The organism is Streptomyces termitum (genome assembly GCF_014650175.1).
Classification (GTDB): domain Bacteria; phylum Actinomycetota; class Actinomycetes; order Streptomycetales; family Streptomycetaceae; genus Streptomyces; species Streptomyces termitum.
The window spans coordinates 112,171-127,288 of the sequence record NZ_BMUL01000003.1 but is presented as its reverse complement, the minus strand read 5'-3'; the positions used below and the strand labels follow the sequence as shown (position 1 = coordinate 127,288).

Here is a 15,118-nt window from a genome sequence, read left to right as displayed (position 1 = left end):
TCCCGCTTGCGTATCGCTAACGCCGCTCCGACAGGCTCGCAAGCCGCTCCGCGGCCCGTGCCGAACCCTCCGTGAAACCGGCCGCCTCGGCGTCCGCCGCGGCACGTTCGAGCTGGTGGGCGGCCTCTTCCAGGCGTCCGACACCGGCCAGCGCCTCGCCCCGGACGATCCGCAGCTGGGCCCCGACGACGACCGCGTCCGGGGCGACGAGTTCCCCGGCGCGAAGCACGTGCGCGAGGGCGTCCTCGTACTCCCCCGCCCGCAGGCAGTGCCCGGCGAGGTGCTGGAGGGTGAGCACCTGGGTGGACGGGTGGCCGATCCGGTCCGCGAGCGCCACCGCCCGTGTCATCAGCTCCCGCGCCCGGCGGTGCTCCCCGGTGGCGTCGAGGACGGCCGCGTGGTTGACGACGGCGATGGCCTCGCTGATCGAGTCGCCGGCCCGCGCGGCGAGCACCGGGGCCTGGGCGAGGTGGACCAGGGCCTCCTCGTGCCGCCCCTCCTCGTGCAGGATCCAGCCGAGGAGCGCCCGCGTGCGGGACTGGGCGTCGGGGTCGCCGACCGCCTCGGCGGAGGCCAGCCCGGTCTCCAGGAGCGGGGTCCAGCCGTCCTGGAGGCGCATCAGCATCAGCGGCCAGGCGACGAGGGCGATCCGCCAGGCCCGGTCGTGCAGGCCCAGGGCCACGGCGGCGGCCACCGCCCCCTCCAGGGCGGGGCGTTCGGCGGCGTACCAGTCGAGAGCGGCGGTACGGCCCTCGAACTCGGGTATCGCGGCGGGCCTTCGGACGTCGGCGGGCAGCGCGTAGCAGGGCTGCGAGCCGGGTTCGGCGGCGGCGTCGGCCACCAGGCCCGCGTACAGGTAGTAGTCGAGGAGCCGGTGCAGGCCCTCGGGGTCGGCCCGCTCGGCGAGTCCCCGCGCGTACAGCCGGACGAGGTCGTGCGGGGTCCAGCGGCCGGGCGCCGTCTCGGCGAGCAGGTGCGCCGCCGCCAGCCGCTCCAGGTCGGCGGCGGCCCGCGCCGGGGTGGTGCCGGTCAGCGCGGCGGCGGTGAAGGCGTCCAGGTCGGCGCCGGTGTGCAGGCCGAGCGCCCGGAAGGAGCGGGCGGTGTGCTCGGGGAGCTGCTGGAGGGTGAGCCGGAGGGCGGCGGAGACGCCGACGTCCTCGACGTCGAGGAGCGCCAGCCGGCCCTGCTCGTCGGCGAGTTCGCCGACCATCGCGGCGAGCGGCCGCTCGGGGCGCTCGGCCAGCCGGGCCGCCGTGACCCGCAGGGCGAGCGGCAGGCCGTCGCAGAGCGCGGCGAGCCGGTCGGCGGCGTCCGGTTCGGCGGCGGTCCGCGCCTCGCCGAGCACGGTCGACAGGAGGGCGGTGGCGGCGGCCCTGGGGAGCTGGCGCAGCGGCACCGGGCGGGCGGCGTCGGAGGCGATCAGGCCGCTGAGCCGGTCCCGGCTGGTGACCACGGTCACGCACCGCTCGCCGTCCGGCAGGAGCGGCCGGACCTGCTCGGAGGAGCGGGCGTTGTCCAGGACGACCAGGATCCGGCGGTCGGCGGTGAGGCTGCGGAAGAGGGCCCCGCGGCCCTCCACGGACTCCGGCACCCGCTGCTGCGGCACCCCGAGCGCGAGCAGGAACTCGCGCAGGACGACGCCCGCCTCCGGGGCGGGGGTGTCGCTGAAGCCCTTCAGGTCCGCGAAGAGGCGGCCGTCGGGGAAGCCGTCCCGGCGCCGGTGCGCCCAGTGCACGGCGAAGGCGGTCTTGCCGACCCCGGCGGGCCCGGTCACCAGGCAGACGGGGCCCTCGCCGCCGCCGGCCGCCCGGTCGAGCGCCGCCGCCTCGCCCTCCCGGCCGGTGAAGCCGCGCGGGGCCCGGGGCAGCAGTTCGGGGACGGCCCGCGCCACCGGCGCCCCGGCGGCCTCCGGCCGCGCCTCGACCGGAACGGACGTGGGCGCGGGCGCGGGCGTGGGAACGGGGGCGGCGGCGGTCGCGGCGGCGGAGGCGGGCGCGAACGCGGCGGCGGGCGCCGGGGCCTGGGCCGGAGCGGCGGCCGGGACCGGTGCCGGGGGCGGACCGGAGGGCGTACCCCCGTGGTCCTGGGGGGACGGGGGCACGGCGGGCGGACCGGCGGCGGGCCGGTCGGGGGCGGGGGGTCCGGGGGCGGCCGGGGGCTTCGCCGCCGGGGCGGGGGCCGGGGTGCGCAGCAGGGTGGTGTAGGCGTCGGCGAGGCCGGCGCCCGGGTCGACGCCCAGCTCGTCGGCGAGCAGCCGCCGGGTGCGGTGGTACCAGTCGAGGGCGTCCGAGCGGCGGCCGGCGCGGGCGAGGGCCGACATCAGGGCGGCGGCCAGCGACTCGCGCAGCGGGTGCGCGACGGCCTCGGCACGCAGCACGGCGGCGGCCCGGCCGTCCTCGCCGAGCTTCCCGTACGCCTCCGCCAGCGCCTCCACCGAGGAGAGCCGCAGCTCCTCCAGGGCGGTGGCGGCGGCCTCCAGGGGCGCGCTGGGCACGGTGCCGGTGAGGGCGGGCCCCTGCCAGTAGGAGAGCGCCTCGCGCAGCATGCGGACGCTGTCGGCGGGGTTGCGCTGGGCGGCGGCGAGGGCGACCAGCTCCTCGAAGCGGTGCGCGTCGACCAGGGACTCGGGCATCCGCAGCAGGTAGGCCGAGCCCTGGGTGGTCAGTTCGACGCCGTACGCCTCCGCGCCGTGCGCGGCGAGCAGCGCCCGCAGCCGCGAGACGTGCCCCTGGAGCACGGTCTTCGCGTGCGTGGGGGGTTCGTCCTCCCACAGCGCGTCCATCAGCCCCGTCACGTGCACGGCCGTGTTGGGTCGCAGCAACAGCGCGGCCAGCAGGCTGGTCCGCTTGGCGGGCCCGGGGGCCGTGTCACCGCTCTCCGTCACGACGGCGACGGATCCGAGCAGCCGGAACTCCACCCGTACCTCCGTGTTACCGAATGTCCCCCAGCTGCCCCCGGCTGGAGAGGATACGCGCCGGTAGCGCCCCGGCCCGCACCGCGCCCGCCCTTCGGGACGCATTCGGCCGAAACCGGCGGCCGCTCCGGCGGGTCCGGCGGGTGCGTCCGCCAGGTGTCCGTCAGGTGCCGGGCGGGCGGGTCCGGTGGGCGGGTCCGTCAGGCGTCGGTCTCCTGCCGGGCCGGGGACGGGCGGGGGACGCGGGGGGACGCGCCGCCGAGGCGGGCCTGCTCCTCCTCGACGATCCGGCGGGCGAGGTCGGGGTCGGAGACGTCCACCGCGTCCGGGGTGGCCTCGGCGACGGCGCTGCGGCGGGCGTAGTCGTCGAAGAGGCGGGTCTTGCCCTCCAGGGCCCGCACCAGGCTCGCGTCGACGCCGCCGGTGGAGAGCAGCCGGTGCACCCGCACCGGCCGGACCTGGCCCATGCGGTGGGCGCGGGCCACGGCCTGGTGCTCGGCGGTCGGCTTGGTCTGCGGCTCGCACAGGACGACGACCGAGGCGGCCTGGAGGTTGATGCCGGTGCCCGCCGCGTGGACCTGGGCGAGGATCACCGCCGGGCCGGGGGCGGCGGTGAAGGCGTCCACCAGGGCCTGCCGGCGGGCGGGCGGGACGCTCCCGTCGAGCGGGCCGTGGACGGGGAGGAGGCCGTCCAGGGCTCCGGCCACCGTCCCCAGCACCTCGTTGAAGGCGGAGAAGACGACCGTCTTCTGCCCGTTCTCGGCGGCCTCGCGGACGATCTCGCGGAGCCGGCCCAGCTTGGCCGAGCCCTCGGGGCGGGCGTAGGCGGCCCGGCGCATGGCCATGAAGCTGCCGGCGCGCACGGCCTCGCGGTAGGCCGCCTCGTCGGTGGCGCTCGGCTCCTCCCACTCGTCGGTGTGCTGGAGGCTGGGGAGTTCGGTGAGCACGTCCGCCTGGTTGCGGCGCAGGTAGACGGGGGCGACGGCCTTGCGGAAGGCGACCGAGCCGGCCGGGGCGTCCGCCCCGGTGAGGGAGGCGGCCAGTTCGGGGGCGAGCATGCCGACGAGGCTGCGGAACTCCTCGACCCGGTTCTCCATGGGGGTGCCGGTCATGAAGAGGACCCGGTCGCAGCGCCCGGTCCAGCGGGCGACCGCCTGGGACCGCTGGGCCTTCGGGTTCTTGACGCAGTGCGCCTCGTCGACGACGAGGAGGGCGACCTCCTCGTCGGGCACCGGGAAGCCGCGCAGCGCCTCGTAGGTGGTGACGCCGACGCCGCCGCCGGTCCGCCAGTCGGCGAAGGCGTGCCGCCGGGCGGGGCCGTGCAGGACGACGGGGCGCAGGGTGCTGCGGGCCTCGATCTCCCGGGTCCAGTTGACGAGGACGCTCGCCGGGCAGACGACCAGGAAGCGGTGGTGGCCCCCGGCGGCGAGGTGGGCGAGGACGGCGATGGCCTGGACGGTCTTGCCGAGCCCCATCTCGTCGCCGAGGACGACCTTGCGGCGGGCGAGGGCGAAGCGGGCGCCGAACGCCTGGTAGCCGCGGAGCGCGACCCTCCGGTGGGTGTCGTCGAGGCCCTGGACGCGGACCCGTTCGGCGATCTCCTCCGGCAGGAAGCCCTCGGCCGCCGCCTCGTCGGGCTCCCGGCCGGAGACCTCGGTGAGCAGGCCGTAGTACTCGGCGGAGCGCAGCTCGAAGTCGACCCAGGCGGCGGCCTCGTCGGGGCCGCCGCGCAGCAGGTCCACCGAGGTCTGGGCGAACAGGCCGGGCAGTCCGGCCTCCGTCGCCTCCCGCACCTCCGCGCCGATCTCCGCGACGGCGGCCAGCGCCCGCTCCCGCCGCTCGCGCCCGGCCAGCAGCATCCCGAACCGTCCGGCGGCCGGTCCGGCCGCGTCGAGGAGCGGTCCGAGGCGGCCGGTCAGGACGGCGGCCCGGTCCACCGCCCGCCGGGCCTCGGGGCCCGCCCCGACCAGGACGTGGAGGGCGCGGACGAGGGCGGTGGTGCCGGGTTCGGGCCGGTCCACGTCGAGGTGGACGGCGACGGTCTCGTCCACGGCCTCGGCCAGCCGCCGGGCGGCGGCGAGCACCTGATCGGCGGTGCTCCGGCCGATGCCGGGGATCTGGCGCAGCCGGTACGCCCCCGCGTCGAGGATCCGGCCGACGCTGTCGAGGCCGCTCTCGGCGACGCCGGTGAGCCGGAGCCGGCCGCCGGTCACGTCCTGGAGGCGGGCGAGCGGCATCGCGTCGAGTTCGGCGCGGGCGGCGGCCTCGTGGAGCGGCACGAGCGCGGCCCGTACGGCGTCCACGGCCCGCCCGTGGTCGCCGACGACGGCCCGCGCCGCCTCGTGCAGCCGTGCTCCTCCGGCGATCGCCTCCCGCTCCGCGCGTCCCATGCCGGCCCCTTCCCTCGCTCCGGTGCATCCTCCCACCGGGGGCCGACACCCCCGGCGGGACGGGCGGGGCGGGCGGGCCGTTTCGGCGCCGGGCGGCGTTCGGCCCCGGGACGTCCCGTGCTTCCGCGTCGTTCTCGGCCACCTCGTTCAGGACCGCCTCCACGGGGGCGACGGACCGCGCGAAGAGCCGCCGGCCGGGGGGCGGCTCACTTGAGGTAGGCGAGGACCGCGAGGACCCGTCGGTTGTCGGCCTCCGAGGGGGGCAGGTCGAGCTTGGTGAAGATGTTGGACGTGTGCTTGATCACGGCCCGTTCGGTGATGACCAGTTCCTGGGCGATCGCGGCGTTCGAGCGGCCCTCCGCCATCAGGCCGAGGACCTCGCGCTCGCGCGGGGTGAGCCGGGAGAGCGGGCCGTCGCGGTGGTGGTCCTTGGCGAAGAGCTTGGCGACGACGTCCGGGTCCATCGCGGTGCCGCCGGCCGCGACCCGGCGGACCGCCTCCACGAAGCCGTCGGGGTCGAAGACCCGGTCCTTCAGGAGGTAGCCGATGCCGCCGCTGCCGTCGGCGAGGAGTTCGCGGGCGTAGAGCTGCTCGACGTACTGGGAGAGGACCAGGACCGGCAGGCCGGGGAGCCGGCGGCGGGCCTCCAGGGCGGCCCGCAGTCCCTCGTCGGTGAAGGTCGGCGGGAGCCGGACGTCGACGACCGCGACGTCCGGCTGGTGGTCGAGCAGGGCCTGGAGCAGGGTGGGCCCGGTGTCCACGGCGGCCACGACCTCGAAGTCGTACGACTCCAGGAGGCGGACGAGGCCGTCCCGCAGCAGGAAGAGGTCTTCGGCTAGGACAACGCGCACGGCAGCTCCATGGTGAGGGTGGTCGGTCCGCCCGGCTTGCTGTTGATCGCGAGGAGGCCGTCGAAGGCGGCGAGCCGGCGCTCGATGCCGCGCAGCCCGGTGCCGCGCGAGGGGTCGGCGCCGCCCCGGCCGTCGTCGATGACCTGCCCGCGCAGCGCGCCGGACTCGTACCAGAGGTCGATGCTGACACGGTCCGGGTCGGCGTGCTTCGCGGCGTTGGCGAGGGCCTCGGCGACCGCGAAGTACATGGCGGACTCCACCGGCGCCTCGGGGCGGCCGGGCAGGTCGGCGTTGACGGTGACGTCGAGCGGGCTGTCCAGGGCGAGGGCGCGCACCGCGTCGGCGAGGCCGCGGTCGGCGAGCACCGGCGGGTGGATGCCGCGGACCAGGTCGCGCAGTTCGGTGAGGGCCGCGGCGGACGCCTTGCGGGTGTCGGCCAGGATGGCGCGGACGGCCTCCGGGTCCTTGTTCAGGAGCTGCTCGGCGACGCCGAGGTTCATGCCGAGCGCGACCAGGCGGGCCTGCGCGCCGTCGTGCAGGTCCCGCTCGATGCGGCGCAGTTCGGCGGCGGAGCTGCTGACGGCGTCGCTGCGGCTGTCGGTGAGGCGGCGGACCCGCTGGGCGGTGCGGCTGGGGGCGAGCAGGGTGCGGGCCAGCGAGGCGTGGAGGCGGAGCAGGGCGGGGCCGGTGGCGAGGCCGCCGGCGAGGACGAGGACGCCGAGGGCGGCGCAGTACCAGGCGGAGGTGAGGTCGCTGATCCGGACCCACAGGTAGTAGTTGCTGCCGGCGTCGGCGATGGGGCCGTAGATCGCGGGCATCAGCATGCCGCCGATGCCGCCGACGACGAGGGCGAGGGGCAGCAGGGCGGCGACCACGCCGGCCACCGGGTTGACCAGCGTCCAGGCCAGGTCGCGCCAGGTCGCCGGGTCGGTGAGGATCCCGTGGGTGCGCTGCCAGTGGCCCTTGAGGCCGGGCGCGGCGGCGGGGGCGGGGAGGTAGGGCTGCTCGATCGCGCGGCCGGACCAGCGCCCGGCGGTCCGGCGGGAGGCGTTGACCGTGGCGCGCAGGGCGACGGCGAGGGCCGGGACGAGGAACACGCCCAGGCCGATGCCGATGAGCGAGACGGCCGTCACGAACAGGCAGAAGAGGACGAGTTCGGCGATCGCGAGGCCGAGGACGGGCAGTCCCTTGCCGGCGGCGCGGAAACCCTCGCGGATGTTCAGGTTGGTCACGGTCGTCCCATTCCCCTCGGTGTACGGCTCCCTGCCGTGTCGATGCCCCGAGTCTCGTCGCTCGCGGGCCGGTGCGCAGGGGACGTGCGTCCCGTCCGCGATGGTGTACCTAGGTCCCCCTCGGGACGCCACCGAGGTGGCTGGGTCCTTCGCCCCGCCGCGAGTTGACTGGAGCCATGACGAAGCGACTGCGACCGCGACTGAGGCACCTGCTCCTCCCGCTCTGCGTGCCGCTGCTCCTGGCGGCCGGCACCGGTCCCGCCGCGGCGGCGCCGGAGACCCGGACGGTGGCCGGGGTCACCGCGCAGGCCGCGCCGTCCGGACTGGCCGGGGCCGTCGACTCGCTGGTGCGCCGGCAGCTGGCCGAGCACCGCATCCCCGGCGCCTCCGTGGTGGTCGTGGAGGGCGGCCGGCCGGTCCTCACCCGGGGGTACGGCGTCGCCGACGCCGCCTCGGGGACGCCGGTGGACCCGGCCCGCACCGGCTTCTTCCTCGCCTCGGACGCCAAGCTGTTCACCGCCGTCGCCGTCCTCCAGCAGGTCGAGCGGGGCCACTTGGACCTGGAGTCCGACGTCAACCGGTATCTCACGGCGTTCAAGGTGAGGGACACGTATCCGGGGCACCCCGTGACGGTACGCGATCTCCTCACGCACACGGCCGGGTTCGACAACACCATCATCGGGCGCGCGGCCACCCGGCCCGAGGACGTCCGTCCGCTGGGCGAGAGCCTCGCCGCCCACCAGCCGCGCCGGGTGCGCCCGCCGGGCGAGGTCGCCAGCTACGACAACTACGGTGTGGCGCTGGCCGGTTACCTGGTCGAGACGGTGACGGGCAAGCCGTTCGCCACCTATCTGGACCGCGAGGTGCTGCGTCCGCTGGGCATGACGCGGACGAGCTTCGCGCAGCCGCACGCCCCCGCGATCGCCGCCGGTCTCGCCCGCGGCCACCGGCCGGAGGGCGGGCGCCAGCGGGTCCAGGACGGGCAGTACGGCGACTGGTCGCCGACCGGCGCGGGTGCGGTCAGCACCGCCGCCGACATGGGCCGGCTGCTGCGCGCCCTGCTGGCGGGCGGCGGTCCGGTGCTGTCCGAGCGGTCCGTCGAGGCCCTGACGAAGCGGCAGTTCGGCAACGACGACCGGCTTCCCGGGCTCGGCTACATCCTGGAGGAGCGGGTGCGCGACGGGCAGCGGATGCTGGTCAAGGACGGCGACCTGCCCGGCTTCCACGGCAACCTGGCGCTGCTGCCCGACCGCGACGCGGCGGTGTACGTGGTCTACAACGGCGACGGCGAGGACGGCACCGCCGCCTACGCGGGGCAGGAGGTCGTGGACCGCTTCGCCGACCACTTCGGGACGGCGGCCGGTGCGCGCCGCTCGGTCTCGCTCGCCGACGTCGCCCCGTACGAGGGCGAGTACCGCTCCACCCGCACCAGTTCCACGGAGCTGACCCGGGTGAGCGCCCTGATCGGCTCGGTGCGGGTGAGCGCGGGCGACGGCGCGACGCTGACCACGACGGGCCTCTCGCGCGACCCGGAGGCCGGCGCGCGGCACTGGGTGCAGCTGAGCCCGGGGCTCTTCCAGGAGCGTGGCGGGCAGGACCGGATCGCCTTCCGCGACGGGCGCCTGACGATCGCCTCCGACGCCTCCGTCTCGTACGAGCGGCTGCCCTGGTACCTCTCGCCCACGCTGCACCAGCAGGTGCTGGTCGGCTCGCTGGGCTTCCTCGCCCTGACGGTGCTGGTGCTGCCGGTGGCGCTCCTGGTGCGGCGGCGCCGGCCGGGCACCCCGGCCGGGGCGCGGGCGGCCAAGCTGCTGCTGTGGACCTCGGGCGCGCTGATCACCGCGGCGACGGTCTGCTTCGTCCTGCTCGCCGCCGACCCGAACGCCCTCAACCGGACGATCATCGTGGGCGATTCGCCGCTCCTGAAGGCGGTCCCGGCGCTGACCGGGATCGCGCTGGCGACCACCGGCGCCATGGTGGTGTGCGCCTTCCTCTCCTGGCGGCGGCGCTGGTGGCGGGTGACCGGCCGGGTGCACTACACGTGCAGCACCCTGGCGGCGCTGGTCTTCCTCGGGGTGGCCGCCTCGTACCGGCTGGTGGGCTGAGGCGCGGCGGGGCCGCGGCGGGGTGGTCACGGTCGCTCCTTCGTCGGACGCGGGAGGGCCCGGGCAGGAGATCCTGCCCGGGCCCCGTCGTGCGTGGCGGGTGGGGTCGGGCTACCAGCGGCTGGTCTCGCCGAAGAAGTCCGCGATCTCGACGGCGTCGCCGGAGGCGCGGGCGGCGCGGAAGACGTGCAGGCCGACGGCGAGGTCGAGGACGCCGAGGCCGAAGGGGGAGAAGACGACCGGCTTGTCGTCGCCGACGGCGACCTCGCCGCGGACGACCTGGGCGAGGGTGCCGGTGACGAAGTGCCGGTCGCCGTACTTCTGCTCGGCGAGGTGCGGGGAGGTGTTGGCCTTCATGCAGTGCTCGACGTCGTCGAGGACGTTGTACGCGCCCTCGATGAGCTCCGGGCCGATGTCGCGCAGCGAGATGTTGAGGACGACCTGGCCGGGGGCGAGGGCGCCGGGGTCGGTGATGTACGGCTCGGCGGCGGTGGTGGCGAGGACGACGACGTCGGCGCCGGTGAGGGCGGCGGTGAGGTCGGACTCGGTGCCGGCCGGGTAGCCGAGGGCGTCCGTCGCGTGGGCGGCGAGGGCGGAGCCGTACTCCTCGCTCTTGTCGTGGACGGTGACCTGGCCGACCTCCCAGTCGCGGGCGCGGAAGAACTCCAGGATGTTGCGGGCGATGATGCCCGCGCCGACCACGGTCATCCGGGCGGCGGTGCGGCCGCCGGTGAGCTGCTCGGCGGCGAGGACGGCGGAGGCCGCGGTGCGGGCCGCGCTGATCTGCGAGGCCTCCAGGCAGGCGAAGGGGTAGCCGGTCTCGTAGTCGTTGAGGAGGAGGGCGGCCGAGGCGCGCGGGATGCCGCGCTCGATGTTGGCCGGGAAGCTGCTGATCCACTTGATGCCGGAGACGTCGGCGTCGCCGCCGAGGTGCGCGGGGAGCGCGATGATGCGGGCGTCGGGCTTCTCGGGGAAGCGCAGGAAGTAGCTGTCGGGGTTCACCGAGTCGCCGGCGTGGTGGGCGAGGTAGGTGTCGCGGACGACGTCGACGATGTCCTGCCGGGAGGCCGAGATGATCTCCCGCGCGGTCTTGCCGCCGACGACGCTGAACTCGTACATGGAGAGAAATCCTTGGGATCGTGAGCGGATGGAAGAGCGCGGGCCGCCGCCGGTGGTCGGCGACGGCCCGCGGTGGGGGGTTCAGCGGCCGGCGAGGGTGTGCTCGGCCGGGGTGGTGCGGGGGGAGGCGGTGGCGGCGGGCGCGGCGTGCTTCGGGGCGGGCGCCGGCTCCTCGCCGTGGGACAGCTCGGGCAGCCACTTCAGCCAGGACGGCAGCCACCAGTTGGAGCGGCCGAGGAGGGTCATCACGGCGGGCAGCAGGACGGCGCGGACCAGGGTGGCGTCGAGGAGGACGGCGACGGCCAGGCCGACGCCGAGCTGCTTGAAGTCCTGCATGGACAGGGTGCCGAAGACCGCGAAGACGGCGACCATGATCAGGCCGGCGCTGGTGACGACCCCGGCGGTGGAGCGGATGCCGTGGGCGACGGCGGCGCGGTTGCCCACGCCCTGGTCGTAGGCCTCGCGGATCCGGGAGACCACGAAGACGTGGTAGTCCATCGACAGGCCGAAGAGGACCACGAAGACGAAGAGCGGCATCCAGGACTCGATGGCGCCGACGGCCGTGGTGCCGACCAGCTCGTCGCCCCAGCCCTTCTGGAAGACCGCGGTCATGACGCCGTAGGCGGCGACCACGGAGAGCAGGTTGAGGACGATCGAGGTGATCGCGATGACCGGGGAGCGGAAGCAGAGCAGCATCAGCAGGAAGCTGACGCCCATGACGAAGGCGAAGACCGGCACGATCGACGACTTGAGCTGGTCGTTGTAGTCGGTCGAGAAGGCGAGGTCGCCGCCGACGAGCGCCTGGTCGGCGGGGTCCTTCTTCAGGGTGGCGGGGATGATGTCGCCGCGCAGCTGCTCCAGGGCCCGGACCGAGGTGGCGTTGCGGCCGTCGCCGGCGAGCGGCGCGCTGATGACCGCGATGTCCTCGTCCTCGTGGACGGTGACCTCGACGGGGTTCTTGACGTGGCCGGAGGCGAGGGCGCGCTCCTTGAAGGCGGCGACGGCGCCGGTGGCCCGGGCGGAGGTGATGTCGTCGGTCTTGAAGACGATCTGGGCCGGGGCCGGGGCGCCGGGGAAGACCTCCTCGATGCGCTGCGCGGTCTTCGCGGTGACGTTGTCGGCGGGCAGCAGCTGGTCGAAGCCGAGCTTCTCGGTCTTCATGGACAGGGCCGGGGCGGCGAGGGCGAGGAGGAAGGCGATGCCGAGGACGGCGAAGACGGCGGGGGCCTTGAGGACCGCGCCGAGGAGCCGGCCGGGCTTGTCGCCGACGGCGCGGACGACGGGCTTGCGGCGCAGGCCGGGGATGCGGCCGGCGTCGATGCGGTCGCCGAGCATGGCCATCACGGCGGGCAGCACCGTCATGGAGCCGAGGACCGCGATGAGGACGACCTCGATGGTGGCGATGGCGAAGCCCTCGAAGACCGTGAGGCCGGAGAGGAACATGCCGGACATGGCGACGGCGACGGTCAGGCCGGAGATGAGGACGGAGCGGCCGGAGGTGGCGGCGGCGATGCGCAGCGCGCTGTCCTTGTCGCGGCCGGCGGCGCGCTCCTCGCGCTCGCGGCGGATGTAGAAGAGGCAGTAGTCGACGCCGACGGCGAGGCCCATGAGGAGCAGCACCGAGTTGGTCATGGCGTCGACCGGGACGAGCTGGCTGGAGAGGGCGAGCAGGCCCATGGCGGCGACGCACGCGGTGATCGCGAGGATCAGCGGGAGGACGGCGGCGAGGAGCGCGCCGAAGACGACGAGCAGGATGCCGAGGGCGACGGGGACGGCGGTGAACTCGGCGCGGGTGAAGTCCTCGCCGAGTGAGTCGTTGATGCCCTTGAGGCCGCTGGCGGCGCCGTACTGGCCGAAGGTGACGCCGGTGTGCGCCGCGTCCGCCTTGGCGAGGGCGTCGACGACGGGCTGGATGCGGTCGGCGGCGGTGTCGGGGTCGCCCTTGACGGCGAACTGGACGAGGGCGTCGTGCTTGTCCTCGGAGATCGCGCCGGTCTTGTAGGGGTCGCCGATGCCCTGGGCGAGGCCGGTGCCGTCCACGGCGGCGATCGCGTCGGCGACGGCCTTCTTGAACGCCGGGTCCTCGGCGGTGAGTTCGCCGCTGTGGACGAGGACCATCTCGGGTGCCGGGGTCTTGATGCCGGCGTCGACGAGGACGCGGGCCGCGCGGCCCGACTCCCCCGTGCCGTAGTCGGCCTCGGTCAGGCTCTGCTGGCCCGCCATACCGCCGAGGACCGTGAGCGCGATGACGGCAAAAAGCCATCCGAAAAGTGCGGTCTTGCGGTGCTGGGCGCTCCAGGCGCCCAGCGAAGCCGCCAGATTTCGTTGCCTTGCCATTACCTCTCCCAGTGGGACGTCAGCGTGGGGGACCCTAGATGGGCGACGGCTCTCACTGTAGATATCCGGGGCTCCTCGGCCGCCGTTCTCCCTATGTCAGGCAACTGCCGATGCAGGATGCTGCCAACGGCGTTCCGCATGGCCTTGCAGCATGTTGCAGCGGCAGCCTGTGGCCAGCGGGAGCGGCGCGATCCGGCCAGGTCGGCGGTTAGGTTCCTCTATGTCGGGAGTTGTGCGACGGAGGTGGCCGATACGGCGCCCGCCGAATGGAGAAACCGGCCGGGCGACCCGCCATCCATTTACCCACTCCGCGCCGTTCCTACCCAGCCCATAACCAGCCAACCAATTTCACCGATGCGTGAAAGGGGGAATTCCGTGAACACCGCGATCGAGGCGGCCGGACTGACGAAGCAGTACGGCGGCCACCGCGCCCTCGACGGCGTGGACCTGTCGGTCGAGGCGGGCACCGTGCTCGGCCTGCTCGGGCCCAACGGAGCGGGCAAGACCACCACCGTCCGCACGCTCGCCACCCTGCTCGAACCCGATGCCGGCACGGCTCGCGTCGCGGGCTTCGACATCGTGCGCCAGCGCCGCGAGGTCCGCCGCAGGATCGGCCTCGCCGGTCAGTACGCCGCCGTCGACGAGCTGCTGACGGGCCGCGAGAACCTCGTCCTGCTCGGCCGGCTGCTGCGGCTCGGCCGCCGGGGGTCCGCGGCCCGCGCGGCGGAACTGCTCGCGCAGTTCGAGCTGGAGGCCGCCGCCGACAAGCCCGCCAAGGAGTACTCCGGCGGCATGCGCCGCCGTCTCGACCTGGCCGTCAGTCTGATCGCCGCGCCCGAGGTCCTCTTCCTCGACGAGCCGACCACCGGCCTCGACCCGGCCAGCCGGGCGACCCTGTGGCGGATGGTGCAGGACCAGGTCGACCAGGGCGTCACCGTCCTGCTGACCACCCAGTACCTGGAGGAGGCGGACTTCCTCGCCGACCGGATCCTGGTCGTGGACCGGGGCCGGGTGATCGCCGAGGGCACCTCCGACGAGCTGAAGCGGAAGGTGGGCGGCGAGCGCCTGGAGGTGGCCGTCGCCGACGGCTCCGCGCTCGCGCAGGCCGCCGCGGTGCTCGCGCCGCTCGCGGTCGCCCCGCCGCAGCTCGACGAGCGGCAGCGGACCGTCCACGTGCAGCTGCCGGACGGGATGGGCGCGCTGGCGTCCGCCGCGACGGCGCTCGACTACGCGGGCGTCACCGTCGAGGAGTTCGCGCTGCGGCGCCCCTCGCTCGACGACGTGTTCTTCCATCTGACCGGCGAGGCCACCGGTGCGCCGGGCCCGCGCGAGGCGGCGAAGGCGGAGGCTTCCGTATGAGTTCGGTGCTTGCACACGGCGGCGACGTCGCGGCCCTGACCGGCCGGCACCTGCGCCATCTGCGGCGCACCCCGGAGAAGATCATCGGCGTGGCCCTGACGCCGGTCGCGATGGTGGTGATCCTCGGCTACCTCTTCGCGACCGTCGTCGAGGTGAAGAACACCGGCGGCAGCTACCGCGAGTACATCATGGCCGGGGTCTTCGCCCAGGTCGGCCTCTCCTGCATCGGCATCACCGCGATCGGGGTCGCCGGCGACCTGGGCAAGGGGCTGATCGACCGGTTCCGCTCGCTGCCGATGGGCCGGGCGACCGTCCTGGTCAGCCACACGCTGGCGGACCTCGCGGCGGCGGCGCTGAGCATCCTGCTGGTGGCCGTGACCGGCCTGGCGGTCGGCTGGCGGGTGCACGGCTCCTTCCTGGAGAACCTCACCGGCTTCCTGCTGCTGCTCGGCTTCGCCTACGCGATGCTCTGGGTCGGCGCGCTCCTGGGCATGGTGATGCGGAACCTGGAGGCGATCAGCGGCGTGGCCGCCCTGCTCCTGGTCCTCTTCTCCTTCCTCTCCAGCTCGTTCATGCCGCTGACCGGCCTTCCCGGCTGGCTGCGGACCGTCGCCGAGTGGAATCCGGTCAGCGCGGTCTCCGAAGCCTGCCGGCAATTGTGGGGAAACACCGGCCCGGCTGCCTCCGGCAGTTTCCCGGTGGAAAACGCGGTGCTCGTCTCGGCGCTCAGCATCGGTCTGCTCGTCGCCGTTCTCATACCTCTCAGCCTGCGCGTGTACCGCATTTCGGCAACGCGATAGCCTTGTCTTCC

The 15,118-nt window shown here is 74.9% G+C and carries 9 protein-coding genes; 3 read left to right on the top strand and 6 right to left on the bottom strand.

The genetic code is table 11. The features are described 5' to 3' along the window. Window positions 1-16 precede the first annotated feature (16 nt). The 4 genes from IE219_RS06715 to IE219_RS06700 form a co-directional block, all read right to left on the bottom strand. Window positions 17-2,917, bottom strand: a complete 2,901-nt coding sequence (locus IE219_RS06715; RefSeq protein ID WP_229849631.1) for an AfsR/SARP family transcriptional regulator — start codon at window positions 2,915-2,917, stop codon at window positions 17-19. A gap of 197 nt (window positions 2,918-3,114) precedes the next feature. Further along, on the bottom strand, window positions 3,115-5,304 hold the full coding sequence (locus IE219_RS06710) for a DEAD/DEAH box helicase (RefSeq protein ID WP_189975631.1): 2,190 nt from the start codon (window positions 5,302-5,304) through the stop codon (window positions 3,115-3,117). A 206-nt stretch (window positions 5,305-5,510) separates the two neighbouring features. Beyond that, a complete protein-coding gene (locus IE219_RS06705; RefSeq protein ID WP_189975630.1) occupies window positions 5,511-6,155 on the bottom strand; it encodes a LuxR C-terminal-related transcriptional regulator in 645 nt (214 codons plus the stop codon). Beyond that, entirely contained in the window at window positions 6,140-7,387 is a 1,248-nt protein-coding gene (locus IE219_RS06700; RefSeq protein ID WP_189975629.1) for a sensor histidine kinase, read from the bottom strand. Before IE219_RS06700 ends, IE219_RS06705 begins: the two co-directional genes overlap by 16 nt. 176 nt (window positions 7,388-7,563) lie before the next feature. Here IE219_RS06700 and IE219_RS06695 point away from each other — a divergent pair, with 176 nt between their 5' ends. Beyond that, a complete protein-coding gene (locus IE219_RS06695; RefSeq protein ID WP_189975628.1) occupies window positions 7,564-9,492 on the top strand; it encodes a serine hydrolase domain-containing protein in 1,929 nt (642 codons plus the stop codon). Between the two features lie 111 nt (window positions 9,493-9,603). Here IE219_RS06695 and sbnB read toward each other — a convergent pair whose 3' ends face one another. Beyond that, a complete protein-coding gene (gene sbnB, locus IE219_RS06690; RefSeq protein ID WP_189975627.1) occupies window positions 9,604-10,611 on the bottom strand; it encodes a 2,3-diaminopropionate biosynthesis protein SbnB in 1,008 nt (335 codons plus the stop codon). A gap of 81 nt (window positions 10,612-10,692) precedes the next feature. Next, window positions 10,693-12,948 (bottom strand): MMPL family transporter, encoded by a 2,256-nt coding sequence (locus tag IE219_RS06685; RefSeq protein WP_189975626.1) that lies wholly within the window; start codon window positions 12,946-12,948, stop codon window positions 10,693-10,695. A gap of 375 nt (window positions 12,949-13,323) precedes the next feature. Between IE219_RS06685 and IE219_RS06680 the strand changes: the two genes are divergently transcribed. Continuing rightward, window positions 13,324-14,307 carry an ATP-binding cassette domain-containing protein gene (locus IE219_RS06680; RefSeq protein ID WP_229849630.1) on the top strand — a complete coding sequence of 328 codons (984 nt, stop codon included), beginning with the start codon at window positions 13,324-13,326 and terminating at the stop codon, window positions 14,305-14,307. Continuing rightward, on the top strand, window positions 14,304-15,107 hold the full coding sequence (locus tag IE219_RS06675) for an ABC transporter permease (RefSeq protein WP_189975624.1): 804 nt from the start codon (window positions 14,304-14,306) through the stop codon (window positions 15,105-15,107). Before IE219_RS06680 ends, IE219_RS06675 begins: the two co-directional genes overlap by 4 nt. The last annotated feature ends 11 nt before the right edge of the window (window positions 15,108-15,118 follow it).